The sequence below is a fragment of the Massilia terrae genome, assembly GCF_024753145.1.
In the GTDB taxonomy this organism is placed as follows: domain Bacteria; phylum Pseudomonadota; class Gammaproteobacteria; order Burkholderiales; family Burkholderiaceae_D; genus Telluria; species Telluria terrae.
This window is the reverse complement of record NZ_JANUGU010000002.1, coordinates 273482-289409: the sequence shown is the minus strand read 5'-3', so window position 1 is coordinate 289409 and position 15928 is coordinate 273482. Positions and strand designations below refer to the sequence as shown.

16 protein-coding genes are annotated in these 15928 nt (G+C 67.8%); 1 reads left to right on the top strand and 15 read right to left on the bottom strand.

The window, feature by feature from the left end; genetic code table 11:
- Positions 1-9: 9 nt before the first annotated feature.
- The 7 genes from fliL to fliF form a co-directional block, all read right to left on the bottom strand.
- Positions 10-510: a flagellar basal body-associated protein FliL gene (gene fliL, locus NX778_RS08540; RefSeq protein ID WP_258811297.1), complete on the bottom strand. Its 501-nt coding sequence runs from the start codon at positions 508-510 to the stop codon at positions 10-12.
- A gap of 251 nt (positions 511-761) precedes the next feature.
- Positions 762-2108, bottom strand: coding sequence for a flagellar hook-length control protein FliK (locus NX778_RS08535; RefSeq protein WP_258811296.1), 1347 nt, complete (start codon positions 2106-2108; stop codon positions 762-764).
- A gap of 13 nt (positions 2109-2121) precedes the next feature.
- Complete coding sequence (gene fliJ / locus NX778_RS08530; protein WP_258811295.1) at positions 2122-2562, bottom strand: flagellar export protein FliJ; 441 nt, start codon at positions 2560-2562, stop codon at positions 2122-2124.
- Positions 2563-2598: 36 nt separating this feature from the next.
- Positions 2599-4011: a flagellar protein export ATPase FliI gene (gene fliI / locus NX778_RS08525; RefSeq protein ID WP_370661320.1), complete on the bottom strand. Its 1413-nt coding sequence runs from the start codon at positions 4009-4011 to the stop codon at positions 2599-2601.
- A complete protein-coding gene (locus NX778_RS08520; RefSeq protein ID WP_258811293.1) occupies positions 3999-4658 on the bottom strand; it encodes a flagellar assembly protein FliH in 660 nt (219 codons plus the stop codon). The genes fliI and NX778_RS08520 overlap by 13 nt, the downstream gene beginning before the upstream one ends.
- 124 nt (positions 4659-4782) lie before the next feature.
- Positions 4783-5784 (bottom strand): flagellar motor switch protein FliG, encoded by a 1002-nt coding sequence (fliG, locus tag NX778_RS08515; protein ID WP_258811292.1) that lies wholly within the window; start codon positions 5782-5784, stop codon positions 4783-4785.
- Entirely contained in the window at positions 5777-7453 is a 1677-nt protein-coding gene (gene fliF / locus NX778_RS08510) for a flagellar basal-body MS-ring/collar protein FliF (RefSeq protein WP_258811291.1), read from the bottom strand. Before fliF ends, fliG begins: the two co-directional genes overlap by 8 nt.
- Before the next feature lie 163 nt (positions 7454-7616).
- On the opposite strand from fliF, the gene fliE reads away from it, so the two are divergent.
- A complete protein-coding gene (gene fliE / locus NX778_RS08505; protein ID WP_258811290.1) occupies positions 7617-7958 on the top strand; it encodes a flagellar hook-basal body complex protein FliE in 342 nt (113 codons plus the stop codon).
- Between the two features lie 146 nt (positions 7959-8104).
- Here the strand turns inward: fliE and NX778_RS08500 are convergent, their stop codons facing one another.
- The 8 genes from NX778_RS08500 to NX778_RS24575 form a co-directional block, all read right to left on the bottom strand.
- Positions 8105-8857 (bottom strand): flagellar brake protein, encoded by a 753-nt coding sequence (locus NX778_RS08500; RefSeq protein WP_258811289.1) that lies wholly within the window; start codon positions 8855-8857, stop codon positions 8105-8107.
- Positions 8858-8859: 2 nt separating this feature from the next.
- Positions 8860-9195: an EscU/YscU/HrcU family type III secretion system export apparatus switch protein gene (locus NX778_RS08495; RefSeq protein WP_258811288.1), complete on the bottom strand. Its 336-nt coding sequence runs from the start codon at positions 9193-9195 to the stop codon at positions 8860-8862.
- Complete coding sequence (gene fliK / locus NX778_RS08490; RefSeq protein ID WP_258811287.1) at positions 9188-10402, bottom strand: flagellar hook-length control protein FliK; 1215 nt, start codon at positions 10400-10402, stop codon at positions 9188-9190. Before fliK ends, NX778_RS08495 begins: the two co-directional genes overlap by 8 nt.
- 41 nt (positions 10403-10443) lie before the next feature.
- Positions 10444-10764, bottom strand: a complete 321-nt coding sequence (locus tag NX778_RS08485) for a flagellar protein FliT (RefSeq protein ID WP_258811286.1) — start codon at positions 10762-10764, stop codon at positions 10444-10446.
- Complete coding sequence (gene fliS / locus NX778_RS08480; RefSeq protein ID WP_258811285.1) at positions 10761-11243, bottom strand: flagellar export chaperone FliS; 483 nt, start codon at positions 11241-11243, stop codon at positions 10761-10763. The genes NX778_RS08485 and fliS overlap by 4 nt, the downstream gene beginning before the upstream one ends.
- A 25-nt stretch (positions 11244-11268) precedes the next feature.
- A complete protein-coding gene (fliD, locus tag NX778_RS08475; RefSeq protein ID WP_258811284.1) occupies positions 11269-12711 on the bottom strand; it encodes a flagellar filament capping protein FliD in 1443 nt (480 codons plus the stop codon).
- A gap of 151 nt (positions 12712-12862) precedes the next feature.
- A complete protein-coding gene (locus NX778_RS08470) occupies positions 12863-13213 on the bottom strand; it encodes a flagellar protein FlaG (RefSeq protein ID WP_258811283.1) in 351 nt (116 codons plus the stop codon).
- A 96-nt stretch (positions 13214-13309) separates the two neighbouring features.
- Positions 13310-15754: a flagellin N-terminal helical domain-containing protein gene (locus tag NX778_RS24575; RefSeq protein WP_307727984.1), complete on the bottom strand. Its 2445-nt coding sequence runs from the start codon at positions 15752-15754 to the stop codon at positions 13310-13312.
- Positions 15755-15928: the final 174 nt, after the last annotated feature.

Sequence of the window (15928 nt, the reverse complement as noted above, 5' to 3'; positions counted from 1 at the left end):
GCGCTTGTATTACTGGATGATGAAGGCGGTGAACAAGACGTCGCTGACCTTTTGCGGCTCGCCGCCCTGCATGAAGGGCTGCTTGAGCGCGTCGACGATTTCCTTGGCCAGCACGCGCTTGCCCTCGACCGTGTTGATCTCGGAGGCGTGCTTGCCCGACAGGAGCAGCAGCACGCGGCTGCGCGCCTTGGCCATGTTCGCCTTGATCAGCTCCGCGGTTTCGGCATTGGCCACCTGCAGCGTGAACTGCACTTGAAGGTACTGGTCGCCGTTCTCCGGCTGCAGGTTGACGGTGAAGGGGTCGAGCGCGATGTATTCCGGCGGCTCGGCTTTCTCCGACTTGTGCTCCTTGCCGCCGGCGCTGCCCATCGAGGTCCAGTACCAGCCGCCGGCCACGCCGAGCACGATCACGAGGGCGACGCCGCCGATCAGGCCAAGCATTTTCTTCTTGGTGTTGGGCGCGCTGGCTTCGTCTTTGGGGTCAGCCTTGGATTTCGAGTTCGCTTTCAAGATAGCTCTGAGCCTTCAAGTGGATCGGTCCGTCATTATGGCATTATCGGGTCTGGCAAGGCATCAAAAAGCGCCGAAAAACGGGGGGAAGCGCGCCCAACTCCGTGGTTTGCGCGCCTCGCGCTGACACCCTGTCAACCCACCCCCGTCGTCCCGGCGAAGGCCGGGACCCATGCTGAGTTGGCGTTTCGACTGCTCACGTGGTCTATGGGTCCCGGCCTCCGCCGGGACGACGGTCTTTGGTTTAACGGTCAGGCGAAGGTGTCGACCATCCCGCGGTCGCCCAGCACCGTGGTCCGGGTGGCCACGCGTGGGGCCGGGCTGTCGTCGCCGGCGGCCAGCGTGCCGCCGCCGGAGCGCGCCCCAGTTTGGCCCATGCCCTGCCAGTTGTCCTGGGCTTGGCGCTGGCCCGCCCCGGCGTCCACCGTGGCATTCCCCAGCGCGATGCCGCTTTCGCCCATCATCTCGCGCAGGCGCGGCAGGGCCGATTCCAGCGCGTGGCGCACATCCTGGTGGCTTGACGAGAAGGCCACGCTGGCCTGGTCGCCGTTCACGCTCAATACCACCTGAAGCGGGCCGAGGTCCGGCGGGTTCAGGGTCAGCGAGGCGCTTTGCTCGCCGCCGGCCACCATCCACACGACCTTCTGGCCGACCTGGTTGTCCCAGGCCGAGGTGCCCAGCTGGGCCGGAATGTAGTTTTGCGCTGCCACCGCCTCGGCCTGGACCGGAGCGACAGCCGGCGCGGCCTGCTGGACCTGTGAAGCGGCCAGCAGCTGCGCCGCGGCCTGGTCGGGCGCGGCCTTGGTTTCCTGCGGGACGGCGGCGGCCAGCTGCGCGGCCAGCGCGGCCGGCGCATTGGTCGGGGCCAGGCTTGGAGCGCTGCCCGGAGCGGCGCTCGGCGCGGCGCTGGGCGCCAGCGAGGCCGCCGGCGCATTGGCGGCGATGGTGGCGCCGCGGGTCGACGGCTTGATGTCGGCGCGCGCGTTGGCGTCGGCCGTGGCGTGGTTGGCGGCTGGTGCGGTCTGCGTGCCCTGGCCGGTTCGCATCAGCGCGGCGAAGCGGGCGGCGGCGTCGGTCGGCACGGCGGCATCGGCGGCGACGCCTTCACCGGTGGCGGCGAGGCCGGCCAGTTGGGGGGCAGCGGCGCTGACGCCACCCTTGGCATCGGCCTTGCCGTCGGCGGCCGGCGCGGCCGTGGGCGCGACCGCGCCTTTCAGCAGCTGGGCCACACTCTCGACCATCGCCAGCATGTCGGTGACCGGCGCGGCGGCAGCGGCTGCGGCGGCCGTGGCGGAATCGTCCTTGTCGTCGCCCTCCTTGGCATCGGCGGCAGGTTTGCCGTCGGCCGGCTTGGCGTCGGCCTTGGCCGGCGGCTGGGCCGCGTCGGTGCTCGCCTGCTGGTTCTGCGGCGCCTGCTGCTGCGTCTTCTGCGCGCCGTCATTGGCGGCGGGCGCCTGCTGCGCGGCCGAGTTGCGCTGGCTGATCTCGTGCGACAGCGTGGCGCCGAACTGGGCGCCGCCGTCGGATTCGCCGGAGCGCTGCGGGGCGGCGTTGGCGCCGCTGGTGGCGTTCAGGCTGGGGAGGGGAGTGGTCTGCATTGTCAATCTGCCGTCAACGTTTGTAGTACACGGAGCGCGCCGCGTGGTCGTCCATCAGCTTCTGGTCGCGCTTGTTCTCGATTTTCAGCGCCTCGGCCGCCGCGCGCTCGGTCAGGGTGCGGTAGGACAGCCGTTTGCGCTCGCTTTCCTGCCACGCCTTCTGCTCCATCGCCACCCGCGCCTCGGCGTGGCGCAGCACTTCCTGCTGGCCGGCGATCGCGGTATCGAGCTTGCCGACGAAGGCCACGAAGTTGTGGTACGCGTGCGGCGTGATGCCGGCCATCTGGGCCGCGTCGAGCCGGTTGGCGTATTCGTCGCGGTAGCCAAGCAGCATGGTCAGCTTCTGCTGGGCCTCATCCTCGCCCTTGCGCGCCGCGCCGAGCCGGCGCGCGCACTCGTCCGACGCGCGCTGCGCCAGGTCGATCAGGGTTTCAAGGGCGGAGGAAGTGGCCATGATGCGTCAAGTATATGGCCACGGCCGGGCCAATGATCAGTCGAACAGAGAGGTAAGTTGGCCCAAGCTCTCGGTCATGGCCGACCGTTCGTGGATCTCCTGGCACAGGAAGGATTCGATCTTGCCGTGCGAGGCGATGGCCTGGTCCAGCACCGGGTCGCTGCCAGCGGCGTAGGCGCCCACGCTGATCAGGTCGCGCGAACGCTCGTAGCGCGAGTACAGCTGCTTGAGCTTGCGCGCGGCCTGCTGGTGCTGGCTTGACGTAATCGAGTGCATGGCGCGGCTGATCGACTGTTCGATGTCGATCGCCGGGTAGTGCCCGGCTTCGGCCAGGTGGCGGTCCAGGACGATGTGGCCGTCGAGGATACCGCGCGCGGCGTCGGCGATCGGGTCCTGCTGGTCGTCGCCCTCGGACAGCACGGTGTAGAAGGCCGTGATCGAGCCGCCGCCCTCGACCCCGTTGCCGGCCCGTTCGACCAGCACCGGCAGCTTGGCGAACACCGACGGTGGATAGCCCTTGGTGGCGGGCGGTTCGCCGATCGCCAGCGCGATCTCGCGCTGCGCCATCGCGTAGCGGGTCAGCGAGTCCATGATCAGCAGGACGTTCTTGCCCTGGTCGCGGAAGTGTTCGGCGATGGCGGTGGCATAAGCCGCGCCCTGCAGGCGCATCAGCGGCGGGCTGTCGGCCGGCGCCGCCACCACGGCGGAGCGGGCCATGCCTTCCGGCCCCAAAATCTGTTCGATGAATTCCTTGACCTCGCGGCCCCGTTCGCCGATCAGGCCGACCACGATCACGTCGGCGCTGGTGTAGCGCGCGATCATCCCCAGCAGCACGGATTTACCGACGCCGGTGCCGGCGAACAGGCCGAGGCGCTGGCCACGGCCGACCGTCAGCATGGCGTTGATGGCGCGGACGCCGACGTCGAGGGTTTCCTTGATCGGCGCGCGGTCCAGCGGATTGACGGGGCGCGCATTGATCGGCGCCATCTCGTCGGAGCCAAGCGGTCCCTTGTTGTCGAGCGGGCGGCCGGCGCCGTCGACCACCCGGCCAAGCAGCCTGGCGCCGACCGGCAGGTGGCGCGCGCGGTCGCTCGGGCGGCGGCGCGGATGCGGCACGCTGCCCGGGCGCGGCAGGGCCGCCTCCACCGGGAACACGCGCGAGCCGGGCACCACGCCTTCGACATCGCTCTGCGGCATCAGGAACAGGCGGTCGCCGTCGAAGCCGACCACTTCGGCCTCGATGCGGGCGCCGCTGGCCACCGGGATGGTGCACGCGCTGCCGACCGCGAGGCGCAGGCCGACGCATTCCATCACCAGGCCGGCGACGCGGGTGACGCGGCCGGACACCTGCATCGGCTCGGCGAAGTCGAGCACCGCGCTGCAGTCGCGCAGATAGCTTTGCCAGCGCCCGGTGTGGGCATCGGCCGCGGGATTGCTCATGCCAGCCATTCGACGTGCTTGCCGAAGGCCTGGGTCAGGCGCTGCCAGCGGGTCGCGGCCTGGGCATCGATCTGGTTGCTGGCGGTGTCGAGGCGGCAGCCGCCGCGCGCCACCTGGGCGTCTTCCACCACGCGCCAGCCGGTCTTTTCCAGCTCGTCGCCGATGCTGGACTGGACCAGCGCGGCGTCGGCCGGATTGAGCACCAGGCGCGCCGGCTGCTGCAGCACCGGCAGGTAGCCTATCGCCTCGCGCACCACCGGCACCACCAGTTCGGGGCGGATCTCGAAGGCGCTGCGGGTCATCGCGCGCGCCACGTGCAGGGCCAGCTCCAGCACGTCGCCGGCGATGGTCTCGTCGGCGCGCGTGACGGCCTGGCCGAATGCGTCGGCGATGCCCTTCAGGCGCGCAAGTTCGGCCTGCGCGGCGGCGCGGCCCTGGGCCAGGCCTTCGGCGTGGCCGGCAGCCTGGCCGGCGGCATGGCCTTCGGCGCGCGCGGCTTCGCGGATCGCGGCCAGTTCCTCGGCGGTCGGCACCAGCGCGGCGGCCTGCTGCGCGGCCTGCTGCTGGGCGGCGCGGCGCGCGACCACGCTTGGGCGGTCGTCACCGAAGGAGGACAGTTCCCAGCGTTCGTAGGCGGTTTGCTGTTCTTTTTGCATCTTAAGCTATCAAAAACGTCGTCCCCGCGCAGGCGGGGACCCATGGGCGCGCTGCGTAGTCGCAGAGTCAGCATGGGTCCCCGCCTGCGCGGGGACGACGGTGAATTTGGGCAGGTGGGCCATCTCAGACGAACGAGTCTTCGCCTTTTCCGCCGAGGACAATCTGGCCCTCGTCGGACAAGCGGCGCACGATTTGCAGGATCAGCTTCTGCTGCGCCTCGACTTCCGACAGCCGCACCGGGCCCTTGGATTCGAGGTCCTCGCGCATCATCTCGGCGGCGCGCTGGCTCATGTTCTTGAAGATCTTGTCGCGCAGGTCCTGGCTGGCGCCCTTGAGCGCCACGATCAGCATCTCGGACTGCACTTCGCGCAGCAGCAGCTGGATGCCGCGGTCATCGATGTCGATGATGTTATCGAACACGAACATCTCGTCCATGATCTTCTGCGCCATGTCGTTGTCGTAGTTCTTGATGTTGTCCATCACCGACGATTCCTGCTCGCCGCTCATGAAGTTGAGGATCTCGGCCGCCGCGCGGATGCCGCCCAGCGAGGACTTCTTGATGTTTTCGTTACCCGACAGGAGCTTGGTCAGCACGTCGTTCAGTTCGCGCAGCGCGGCCGGCTGCACGCCGTCCAGGGTGGCGATGCGCAGCACCACGTCGTTGCGCAGGCGGTCGCTGAAATTGCCGAGGATTTCGCAGGCCTGGTCGCGCTCCAGGTGGACCAGGATGGTGGCGATGATCTGCGGGTGCTCGTTGCGGATCAGTTCCGCCACCGACGAGGCATCCATCCACTTCAGGCTCTCGATGCCGGAAGCGTCCTTGCCGCCCAGGATACGCGACAGCAGCACCGAGGCCTTGTCGTCGCCCAGCGCGCGCGTCAGCACCTGGCGGATGTATTCGTCCGAATCCAGGCCGACGGTGGAACTGAGGTCGGTCTGGGTGCGGAACGCGTCCAGCACCTGCACCACCTGCTCGTGCTGGACCTGCTTCATGGTCGCCATCGCGGCGCCCAGTTTCAGCACTTCCCTCGGCCCGAGGAATTTCATCACCTCGGCCGCTTCCTGCTCGCCCAGCGCGAGCATCAGGATCGCGGCGCGCTGGACGCCTTCATCAGCATTACTCATTTGAACTTACCCATGTCTTCACCACGTTGGCGACGATGCGCGGATCGTCGCGCGCCAGATCCTTGGCCATCTGCAGGTTGGAGCGGTAGCCCTTGGCCTGCTGCTGCGAATGCTCTTCCATCATCTCGGCTTCGATCGCCAGGCGGGCCTGCTCGGCCAGTTGCTCCGGATCGGGGCCCGGCGGCAGCTCGATCGCCTTGTCGTAGCGGCGCAGCAGCGGGCGCACCAGGCGGAAGTAGAGGAAGCCAACGACCAGGATCGACACCGCGTACTTGGCGACCTGGCCGGCCAGCCCGATCAGGTCCTGGTCCTTGTACCACACCACGGCCGGCGGCTGGTCGGCCAGCTTGTCGACGCCTTCGAACGGCGCATTGGTCACGTTCAGCGTGTCGCCGCGCGCCTGCGAATAGCCCATCGCCTGCTTGACCAGCTCATTGATCTGGGATATCACCGCCGGCGGCAGCGGCGCCGCCGTGACCTTGCCGGTCTTGGGATCGACGTTGCGCTTGTAGTTGACCACGACGCCCACCGTCAGGCGCTTGATGCCGCCCATCGGGCGCTGCTCGTAGCGCACGGTCTTGTCGACTTCGAAATTGGTGGTGGCGTCATGCCGCGTCTCCTGCGGCGCGGCGTTCTGCTGGCCGTTGCCGCCCGCCGCCACGGTGCTGCCCTGGCCCGGACCCGGCGGGGTCGGGTTGGCGGCCGGCGGCTGGTTCGACAGCGAGCCGGGCACGCCCGAGGCCGGGGTCTTGAGCGGCTGCTGCTCGGAAGTCTGCTGGCTGCGGATCGCCTGCGGCTCCGGCGGCGAATTCGGCTTGTACATTTCGGCGGCGGTGTCGACCTGGGCGAAGTCCACGTCGGCGGTCGCCTCGGCGCGCACGTTGCCGCGCCCGACCAGCGGGGTGATGATCGACTCGACCTGCTTGACGATGTTCTGCTGCAGCTGGGCCACGTACTTGAGCTGGTTGGGGTCGAGCTGGCGTGCGCCGGCGGCCTGGCCGTTCGGATCGGACAGCAGGGAGCCGTTCTGGTCCACCACGGTCACGTTGGCCGGCGTGAGTTCGGGCACGCTCGATGCGACCAGGTGCACGATGGCCGAGACCTGGCCCTGGTCGAGGGCGCGGCCCGGCTGCAGGGTCAGGAGCACCGAGGCGGTCGGCTTCTGCTGGTCGCGCACGAACACGGAGGGCTTGGGCAGGGCCAGGTGCACGCGGGCGTTGGCGACCGCGCCCAGCGACTCGACCGAGCGCGCCAGTTCGCCTTCCAGCGAGCGCTGGTAGTTGACCTGCTCGAGGAACTGGGACACGCCCAGCTTCTGGTTCTCCATCAGCTCGAAGCCGACGTTGCCGCCTTTGGGCAGGCCCTGCGAGGCCAGCTTCAGGCGGATGTCGTGGACCATCTCGGCCGGCACCAGGATCGCGTTGCCGCCTTCGGAGAACTTGTACTTGACCCCCATCTGCTCGAGCGAGGCGGTGATCGCGCCGCCGTCACGGTCGGTGTAGTTGGAGAACAGGACGCGGTAGTCAGGCTGCTGGCTCCACAGCCACAGCGCGATGCCGACCGCCAGCACGACGGCGGCGGCGCCGCCCATGGCGATGTTGCGTCCGAATTTCGTCTGCAGGAAGGGTGGTTTCACGTTGTCGTCGTGTTCTTGGTCCGCTGCTGCCATTGCGATGTCTTTAGATGGGGGAAATCCAGCGTCCATTATCACGCCGGCCGGGCTGCTTCAAACCCCCGATAAGAGCCCCATTTCGCTGCCTGCTTCGGGCTGGGACTGGCGCGGGCGCTGCTATTCTGACAGCCTGAGATAGCTGTACACCAAGGAGGAAGCAATGAATATTGGCGGTATCGACAGCAGCCGCATCGAATCGATGATGGCGCAGCTGAAGGCGGCGGCCACCCGTCCGGACGCGTCGCCGCTGGCCGGCGCCGGCGCCACGGCCGCGCCCAAGGCCGATTTCGCGGCGGCGCTGAAGAATTCGCTGTCGCAGGTCAGCGCGGCGCAGGACAAGGCCGACGAGATGGGGCAGAAGTTCGCGATGGGCGACGACACCGTCAGCCTGTCGGACACCATGATCGCGATGCAGAAGGCGAACATCGACTTCCAGGCTGCGGTGCAGGTGCGCAACAAGCTGGTGTCGGCGTATCACGAGATCATGAATATGCAGGTGTGATGGCGGGGGCGCCTGACGCTCGCTAAGCTTCAAAACACGTCGTCCCCGCGCAGGCGGGGACCCATGCAGAGCGTATAGTCATGCGTTCTATGGGTTCCCGCCTGCGCGGGAACGACGTTCTTTTTGTATTTCGAGGGAGCGTTTGATCAGCCCAGGCCAGCCAGCCGCGCATTGCGCTCGCGTTCAAGCTTGGTGATGTATTTCTGGACGTTGGCCAGGTTGCCGCGCGAGATGCCGGTGAACATGCAGCCGAAGCGGCGCGCGGTTTTGTTGTTGAGCAGGGTGACGTCCTGCGCATTGCGGATCTCCAGCCCGGTGACCACCGGCCCCACGTCCGGCAGGTCGAGGCGGCAGCCCTCGAAGGTGGAGCCGATCGCCAGTTCGCCCAGCGCCAGCTTGTTGTCCATGAAGGCGATGCCGCCGCAGCTGATGTCGGCCAGCGGCACGGTGGCGCTGCCGCCACCCAGTTCGTCCGGCAGGGGCAGCACCAGCTTGACCGGATTCGATACCGGCATCTGCATCCGGTAGAACTCGCGCCGCTGCAGGCGCACCAGGCTTTCCGGGATGTCGGCGGCGACCGCCACCGACCCTTCGTAGTCGATCTCGCGCGGGTTCTCGGCCTTGAACAGGATGCGGATCTTGTCCAGGCTGGTCTCGCAAGACAGGCGCGGCGCCGCCAGCACGCGGCGGTGCTGGTCGCGGTCGATGGAGCGGTCCAGCACCAGGGTGTCGCTGTCGGGGTCGAGGTCGAGGATCGAGGTGACGCAGACGTCGGCCTCGCCGTTGATCAGCATGCGGACCAGCTGGTTTTTTTCACCGATCTGGCGTAATAACGCAAGAATCTCCCGTCGGGAGACCACTCGATAATCGTGCCAGTTATCCAGTTCGGAATTAGACATTGCTAGGAACCGCTTTCTACGGAGATTCGTTCGGGTCCGCCCGGCGGTGGCACGTCGCCTGGATGCGGATTAGATTGAACATGATAAAGCCATGCCAGCAGTTCCGCAATCGCGCGGTAGAGGGCAGGCGGAATTTCGCGGTCGAGGTCGACGTTCATCAGCAGCCCGACCAGGTCCTTCGATTCGTGCACGAACACGCCGGCTTCGCGGGCCCGCGCGATGATCTGTTCGGCCACCAGGCCCTGGCCCTTGGCCACCACCTTGGGCGCATGTTCGCCTTCGCGATAGGCCAGCGCGACCGCGTTGCTGCGTTGCTGCGGTGCGGCGGGATCACTCATCGGCGCCCTCGTTGACGATGGCCAGCGCCGACAGCGACGTACCGGCGGCGGCCAGCGCGCCCTGCAGCGAGGCCGTGTGCGAGCGCAGCAAGGCGGCGTTGCCTTCGTCGGCCAGGCCGATCCGGATCGCGACCTGGCCGCCGTGCAGCACCACGGTCGCATCGAGCTCGCCGAACAGCGCAAAGCGCAGCCGCAGGCGGCTCTGCCACGTTGGTTCGGGTTCGCCGCCGGCCGCGCCGCCGTCCTGTTGCGGGGCGTCGCGGCGGATCTCCCACTGCATCGGCTGGCCCGGCCATAACTGTCCCTGCCACGCCACACGGTCCTGTTCCTGCGCGGCCAGCTGCAGGTTGATCAGCTGGGCCGGCGCGGGATCGGCCGGGTTCGCGGGACGGTCCCGCATCTGCGGCTCGAAGGCCAGCGAGGCCAGCTCGCGCCGGCCCTCGGCCCATGCGGCCACGTGCGACTCGTAGAACAGGCCGCTCTGTTCGAGGGCCTGGCGCAGGGCCGGCGCCAGCGCGGCGGGGTCGGTGTTGATCGTGGCCAGCACCGGGGCGCGCGCGGCGACCGCCTTGGCCGGCTGGTCGAGCTTGAGCACGGCGGCCAGCACGCTGCCCAGCACCTGGGCCGCCGGCGACAGGGTGGCGCCGGGTTCGCCCGTCGTGCGCGCGGCCTGGGCTGACGGCGCCGCGGTGGCGGCTGCGGCCGCCGCCTGCGCGGTGGCAGCAGTGCCGACACTGCCGCCGGCGCCACCAGCGGCGGCCGGGCCACGGCCATCCGGCCGGTAGACCAGCGCGGCGCCGTCGGCATCCTCGTGCGGGGTGAATACGGCCGCATCGGCGCCTTCCGCGTCCAGCGCGCGCGGCTGGCCCGGGGTGTCGGGCGGGTGCGCGGGCGAGGCTTCGATCAGGGTCTTGCCGGCGCCGTATTCGAAAGTCGGGCGGGGATAGACCGCCACCAGCCGCAGCGGCACTTCGCTGCCGACTTCGGCGCCGGGCGGCAGCATCATGCGCGCGGGGGTGTCGTTGACGCGCACGATGGCGCTGCCGTCGGCCAGCCGCGCCAGCACCTGGGCCCGCATCGGCTGGCCGACCTGGCTGGCGAGGGCGCGCTGGAAGGCTTGCTGGCGCGGATCGGCCAGCGCCTCGACGGCGTTGGCCGGGGTGGGCCGCGCAACCGGGGAGGGGCCTAGCAGGTCACGCGGCAACATGGATCAGGAAGGGAAGCGAGCGGCCGCACCGGGCGGCGCGCTCAGCGGTAGGCGCCGAGCAGCTTGCGCTCGTTGCGCAAGCTGCCGATCAGGACGCCGAGCTGCTTCATCCACGGCGAGGTGTGGTCGCGGATGGTGCGGTCGTGCTTGAGGATCTCGCGGATGATGCCGGCCTTGAGCTCGCGCTCCTCGTCCGACAGCTCGGGCGCGGGTCCCTGCATGATGCTGGATACCTGCTGCTTGCAGCGCTGCTCCAGTTCCACCAGGTGATCCCAGTCGCTGCTGCGCGCCGCATCGGCCATCGCTCGGGTGGTCTCGGCCACGTTTTCGTAGAGGGCGAGGTGGGCGTGGACCATGATCATGCGCTCACGAAAGAGACCGAGCGCGGGGCCAGCGGGTCGGCCACGTGCGGCGCGACCACGGCCGGCGCCGGGACCGGCACGGCGGCGGCGCTGGTGCCGATCGCGTTCCAGGCTTCGCGCAGCTCGCCCAGCAGGCGCTCGACTTCGTCCATGGCGGCGAGGTCGTTGTGCACGTGGGCGTGGGTCAGGCGGCGCACCATGTAGTCGTACAGCGCGTCCAGGTTGCCGGCGATTTCACCGCCTTTTTCCAGGTCGAGGCTGGCGCGCAGGCCGCTGGTGATGATCGTGCTCGCATGGGTGATCGACTTGCCCTTGGCGGCGATGTCGCCTGCCTTCATGTGCTCGCGCCCGTTGCGCAGCGCCTGCAGGGCGCCGTCGAACAGCATCACGGTCAGCTTGTGCGGGTCGGCGGCGTGCACGCCGGTTTCCAGGCCGACCTGGGAATACGCGGCCACGCCGCTTTTTTTGGCTCCGAACATTACGGTTCTCCTGTTAATTCTGCGTCTACGCTGAGTTCGCCTTGAGCGCGGCGAGCTGTTGGGTCAGGTAGCTCTGGGTCTTGTTCATGCTGGCGATCAGCGTGTCCAGGCTCGAATACTGCAAGGTGTAGCGGTCCTGCACCTGCTGCAGGCGCGCGGTTTCGTCGGTCTTGCGCTTTTCCAGTTGCTTGAAGTCGGCGTTCAGGTTGTCGACCTTCTGGTTGATCGTGGCGTTGTTCCCGAAGATCATGGCGCTGACGCCGGTGTTCATGATCGAGCCCACGCCGACCATCGTGTCGGAACTCTTCACGAACAGCTTCTTGACGTCGATCGTGGGATCGTTCAGCACCCTGTCGCGCTTGTCGGTGTCGACCTTCAGCGTGCCGTCCAGCTGGAAGCCGACGCCGATGTCGGTCAGCGAGGTCAGCCCCGGGATGCCGGTGGCCACGGTGCTGGTCACCATGCTGCGCAGCTTGGCGTCGATGCCGGTGGTGGTCGAATCGCCGGTCAGCAGGCTGGCGGTGCCGGTCGAGGCATCGTAGGCGGTCAGCTGGCCGATCTGCGCGTGCACCGCGTTGTAGGCGCTGACAAAACTGTCGATCGCGCTGCGGATCTTGTTGGTGTCCGGCGTCAGCGACAGCTTGTCCGGAGTGGCGTCGGGCGTGGTCTTGAGCAGGTTCAGGGTGATGCCCTGCACCGCGTCGGTGACCGTATTGCTCGACTTGTAGATGTCCAGCCCGTCCACCACCAGGTGGGCGTCGGCCGCCGCCACGTTCTGGGTCAGGCCGGTCGCGGCGCCGCCGTTGTAGGCGAGCGCGGACAGGCCGCTGCCGCCGCTGGTCGCGACGCCGATGCGCACCTGGTTGGCGGTGCCGCTGTCCTTGGTCGTGATCGACAGGCGCGAGGTCGTGCCGTCGTTGACGATGCTGGCCGAGATGCCGGCGTTGGCGCCATTGATGGCGTCGCGGATGCCGGCCAGCGTGTGGTTGTCGGGGCCGATGGTGATGGTCACCGCCGTGCTGCCGCTCTTGGCGGTGAAGCCGGGCGGGGTGGCCGTGTCGTACTTGCCGATGTCGATGGTCAGGGTGCCGTCGCCGACCACCGTGGTCGGGTCGCTGAAGCCGCTCGACATCAGCTTTTGCGAGGCGGCCAGCGCCTTGACCTGGATGTTGTAGTCGCCCGCCACCGCGGTGCCGCTGGTGGAGGCCGTGAAATACGAGGAGTCGGCCACATTGGCCGCGACCGAGGCGAAGGTCGAGCTCATGTTCAGCGTGGACGCCGCCGTCTGCAGCGTGCCGAGCGCGCCCTTCAGGGTACCGAAGGCCGACAGCTTGGCCTGGTCGGTGGCTTCCTGCTTCAGGATCGTGTTCATCGGACCCTGCTCGGTCGCCATCAGGTTGCTGACGAGGTCCTTGACGTTCAGGCCTGAGCCGATGCCCGGTGAGCTGATAGTTCCAACGGTTGCCACTGCTACCTCCTTTGATGCGTCAACTATAAACAGTTAACGGAGGCGGCAATGCAGACTTTAGAGGGGGAAAACCTGCTTAATTCGAAACGCGGACGATAAAACGGCCCGGCGGCGCGTCTTGCGCCGGATCAAGGGTACGTATTGCTGTAAATCAAGCTTCCTGCTTGATCAGCAGGCCCTGCAGCTTGTCCAGCGCCTTCGAGATCTGCAGCGTCTCTTCGGACGGGATCTGGCGCAGCACTTCCTTGGTGTCCTGGTCGATGACCTTGACCACCCGTTCCTTGGTGTCCTTGTCGATCGAGAACTCGATCCCCGTGTTCAGGGACGCGATCGTCTTGTTCAGCTGCTTGACCGCTTCCTCCAGCTGCTGCTGGTGGTCGGGCGCTTCGGCCTTGGGCGCGGGCGCGCTGGCCGGGATCGGCGAGGCCGGCGCCGGGGCTGCCGGACGGGCCTGCGGGAGGGTGGCGCCGGGCGCCGGGCTGCCTACCTGTCGGATATCCATGACCTTGCTCCTTAACGAAAAATACCCGGTCGGACAAATCCGACCGGGTCTTGCCTTGTTTCGGCGTCAGCCGGCCCGAAGGCCGGCCGGTTCCGATTAACGCAGCAGGGACAGCACGCCGTTCGGCAGCGAGTTGGCTTGCGCCAGCATCGCGGTACCGGCTTGCTGCAGGATCTGGCCGCGGGTCAGCGAAGCCGTTTCAGCAGCGAAGTCGGTGTCCTGGATGCGGCTGCGCGACGCGGTCAGGTTCTCGCTCGACGACGACAGGTTCGAGATCACCGAGTCGAAGCGGTTCTGGATTGCGCCGAACTGGCTGCGCAGCGAGCTTACCGAGCTCAGCGCCGAGTCCACACGCTGCACGGTCGACAGTGCGGCGTCGGTGGTCTTGACGTTGGTGCCGGTCAGCGAGCCGGTATTGGCCTTGATCGAGGTCGAGGCGAAGCCCATGGCCGACGCTTGCGTGCCGCCCAGGGTCAGGTCGCCCGACGAGGTCAGCGACAGCTTGCCGCCGCTCACCGACGCGTACACGCCGCTGACGCTCTTGTTGATCTCGGCCGCCAGGTCGTCCGCCGAAGCGTAGCTGCCCTTCAGGTCGATGGTCGAACCGCCGCTGTTGGTGATGGTGAAGTCACCGGCAGCCAGCGACACCGAACCCGAGGTCACGCCGGCGGTGCCGGTGGCGGTGGTGATGCCAGCCGCAGCCGAGGCGGTGGTCTGCGTGACTTGCACCGCAGCCGAACCGTCGGTGTTGTTGGTGATCTTGATCTTGCCGGAGTCGACGGTCGCGGTGTAGCCCGAGCTCGACAGCTGGCTGGTGATCGCGGTCGCCATCGCGGTCTGGTCGGCGTAGTTGGCGTTCAGGTTGACGGTGTGGCCGTCGACCTGGAAGCTGGCGTTGGTGCTGGCGACAGCATTGGCGCCGCCGGTGCCGGTGGCGGTGCCGAAACCGGCCGCGGTCGACTGCGAGTCGGCAGCGGTGATGTCGACGGCGGTCGAGGCGGCGCCGGTGGTCGAGCGGGTGATCGAGATCGCACCGTTGTTGTTGGTCGCGGTGTAGCCTGCGCCCAGCTGGCTGGTGATGTCGGTCGCCATCGCATCGTACGACGCGTAGTTCTGGTTCAGCGTCACGTTCTTGGTGCCATCGACCGTGAACGAGGCGTTGGTGGTGGCCACGCTGGCGCTGCCGGCGGTGCCGGCGCTGTTGCTCAGGCCCAGGTTGGCGGTCTCGTTGGCGTTCAGGCCAGCCACTGCCACGGCGGCCACGTTGCCGGTGTGGGTGATGGTCAGGGCGCCGGTAGTGGCGTCGGCCTGGACATTGTAGCCGCTCAGCTGGCCCTTGATGGCGGTGGCCAGGGCGTTACGGTCGGCGTAGTTGCCGTTCAGGTTGACGGTGGTGCCGTCGACGGTGAACGAAGCGTTGGTCGTGGTGACGGCGTCCTGGCCGGCGGTGGTGGTGGTGGTGCCGCCGCCTGCGGTCAGGCCGGCGGTCGCCAGGTCGGCACCGATGTTGCTCAGGGTCGGGGTCGGCGATGCGGCGCCGGTGACAGTGCTGGTGAACACCAGCTTGCCAGCGTTTTCGCTGGCGGTGACCTTCGCACCGGCCGCGCTCAACTGGGTGTTGATGTCGTTGACCATGTTGCCGAGGTTCGCGTCGGCCGAGTAGTTCTTGCCGTCCAGCGCCACGGTGAAGGTACTGGTGCCGTCGTTAACGTCGAAGTGCGCGGCCGGGCCGCTGGCGCTGAAGTCCGACTTGGTGATGGCCTGGCTCTGGAAGCTGGCACCGGTTGCGGCGGAAGCGGCGATCGAGAAGTTGGTGGCGGCGGCGGCGGCGCCGGCGTTCTTGCCGTCGACCTGGGCCACAGCGGCGCTGCCGAACAGGCGGGTGCCGGCATTGATCGTGAGCGAGCCGGCGGTGGCGGCCGAACCGGCGGTGCCGAAGCTCGTCGTGTTCGGGCTGATGTCGACCGAGCCGCCGGTCGCGTCCGCGCCGATCGACTTGGTGGTGGTGGTCGATGCCACGGCGCCGATCGAGCCGGTGCGCATGCTGGCGCCCTGGCCCAGCGAGATGCTGATGGTTTCGCCGGCGTTGGCGCCAATCTGGAAGTTGGCGGTGCCGAACGAGCCGTCCAGGATCTTCTGGCCGTTGAAGTTGGTCTGCGAGGCGTTACGGTCGATCTCGGACAGGCGCTGCTGCACTTCCTGGTCCAGTGCCGCACGGTCCGAAGCCGAGTTGGTCGAGTTCGATGCTTGCAGTGCCAGTTCGCGGATGCGCTGCAGGTTGTTCGTGATCTCGCCCAGTGCGCCTTCAGCGGTTTGCGCCAGCGAGATGCCGTCGTTGGCGTTGCGGATGGCCTGGTTGGTACCGTCGATCTGGCTGGTGAAGCGGGTTGCGATCGCGAGGCCGGCGGCGTCGTCTTTCGCGCTGTTGATGCGCAGGCCGGACGACAGGCGTTGCAGCGAAGTGGTCAGCGACGACTGCGAAGCGTTCAGGTTGCGTTGTGCGTTCAGCGACGCAATATTGGTATTGATATACGAAGGCATTTCTTCTCTCCCAAGCTTGGGTATTCCGGGGTCGGCGGCAGTGCCGGGTAGACCTTGGGGTGCTCTTTTACTCTAGAGCAATCACACCGCAGTCTTTCCCGGTAACGGTGCCATACGGAAAACCTTGAGTGCATGCGGGGCGAATTTTTTTGTGGGTTCGACCCTCAAGCCCGG

Bases quoted from the DNA above. Each gene is read 5' to 3' on its own strand.
- NX778_RS08535 (WP_258811296.1), bottom strand. From the start codon at position 2,108: ATGCAGACCACTCCCCTCCCCAGCCTGAACGCCACCAGCGGCGCCAAC.
- fliJ (WP_258811295.1), bottom strand. From the start codon at position 2,562: ATGGCCACTTCCTCCGCCCTTGAAACCCTGATCGACCTGGCGCAGCGC.
- fliI (WP_370661320.1), bottom strand. From the start codon at position 4,011: ATGGCTGGCATGAGCAATCCCGCGGCCGATGCCCACACCGGGCGCTGG.
- NX778_RS08520 (WP_258811293.1), bottom strand. From the start codon at position 4,658: ATGCAAAAAGAACAGCAAACCGCCTACGAACGCTGGGAACTGTCCTCC.
- fliG (WP_258811292.1), bottom strand. From the start codon at position 5,784: ATGAGTAATGCTGATGAAGGCGTCCAGCGCGCCGCGATCCTGATGCTC.
- fliF (WP_258811291.1), bottom strand. From the start codon at position 7,453: ATGGCAGCAGCGGACCAAGAACACGACGACAACGTGAAACCACCCTTC.
- fliE (WP_258811290.1), top strand. From the start codon at position 7,617: ATGAATATTGGCGGTATCGACAGCAGCCGCATCGAATCGATGATGGCG.
- NX778_RS08500 (WP_258811289.1), bottom strand. From the start codon at position 8,857: ATGTCTAATTCCGAACTGGATAACTGGCACGATTATCGAGTGGTCTCC.
- NX778_RS08495 (WP_258811288.1), bottom strand. From the start codon at position 9,195: ATGAGTGATCCCGCCGCACCGCAGCAACGCAGCAACGCGGTCGCGCTG.
- fliK (WP_258811287.1), bottom strand. From the start codon at position 10,402: ATGTTGCCGCGTGACCTGCTAGGCCCCTCCCCGGTTGCGCGGCCCACC.
- NX778_RS08485 (WP_258811286.1), bottom strand. From the start codon at position 10,764: ATGATCATGGTCCACGCCCACCTCGCCCTCTACGAAAACGTGGCCGAG.
- fliS (WP_258811285.1), bottom strand. From the start codon at position 11,243: ATGTTCGGAGCCAAAAAAAGCGGCGTGGCCGCGTATTCCCAGGTCGGC.
- NX778_RS08470 (WP_258811283.1), bottom strand. From the start codon at position 13,213: ATGGATATCCGACAGGTAGGCAGCCCGGCGCCCGGCGCCACCCTCCCG.
- NX778_RS24575 (WP_307727984.1), bottom strand. From the start codon at position 15,754: ATGCCTTCGTATATCAATACCAATATTGCGTCGCTGAACGCACAACGC.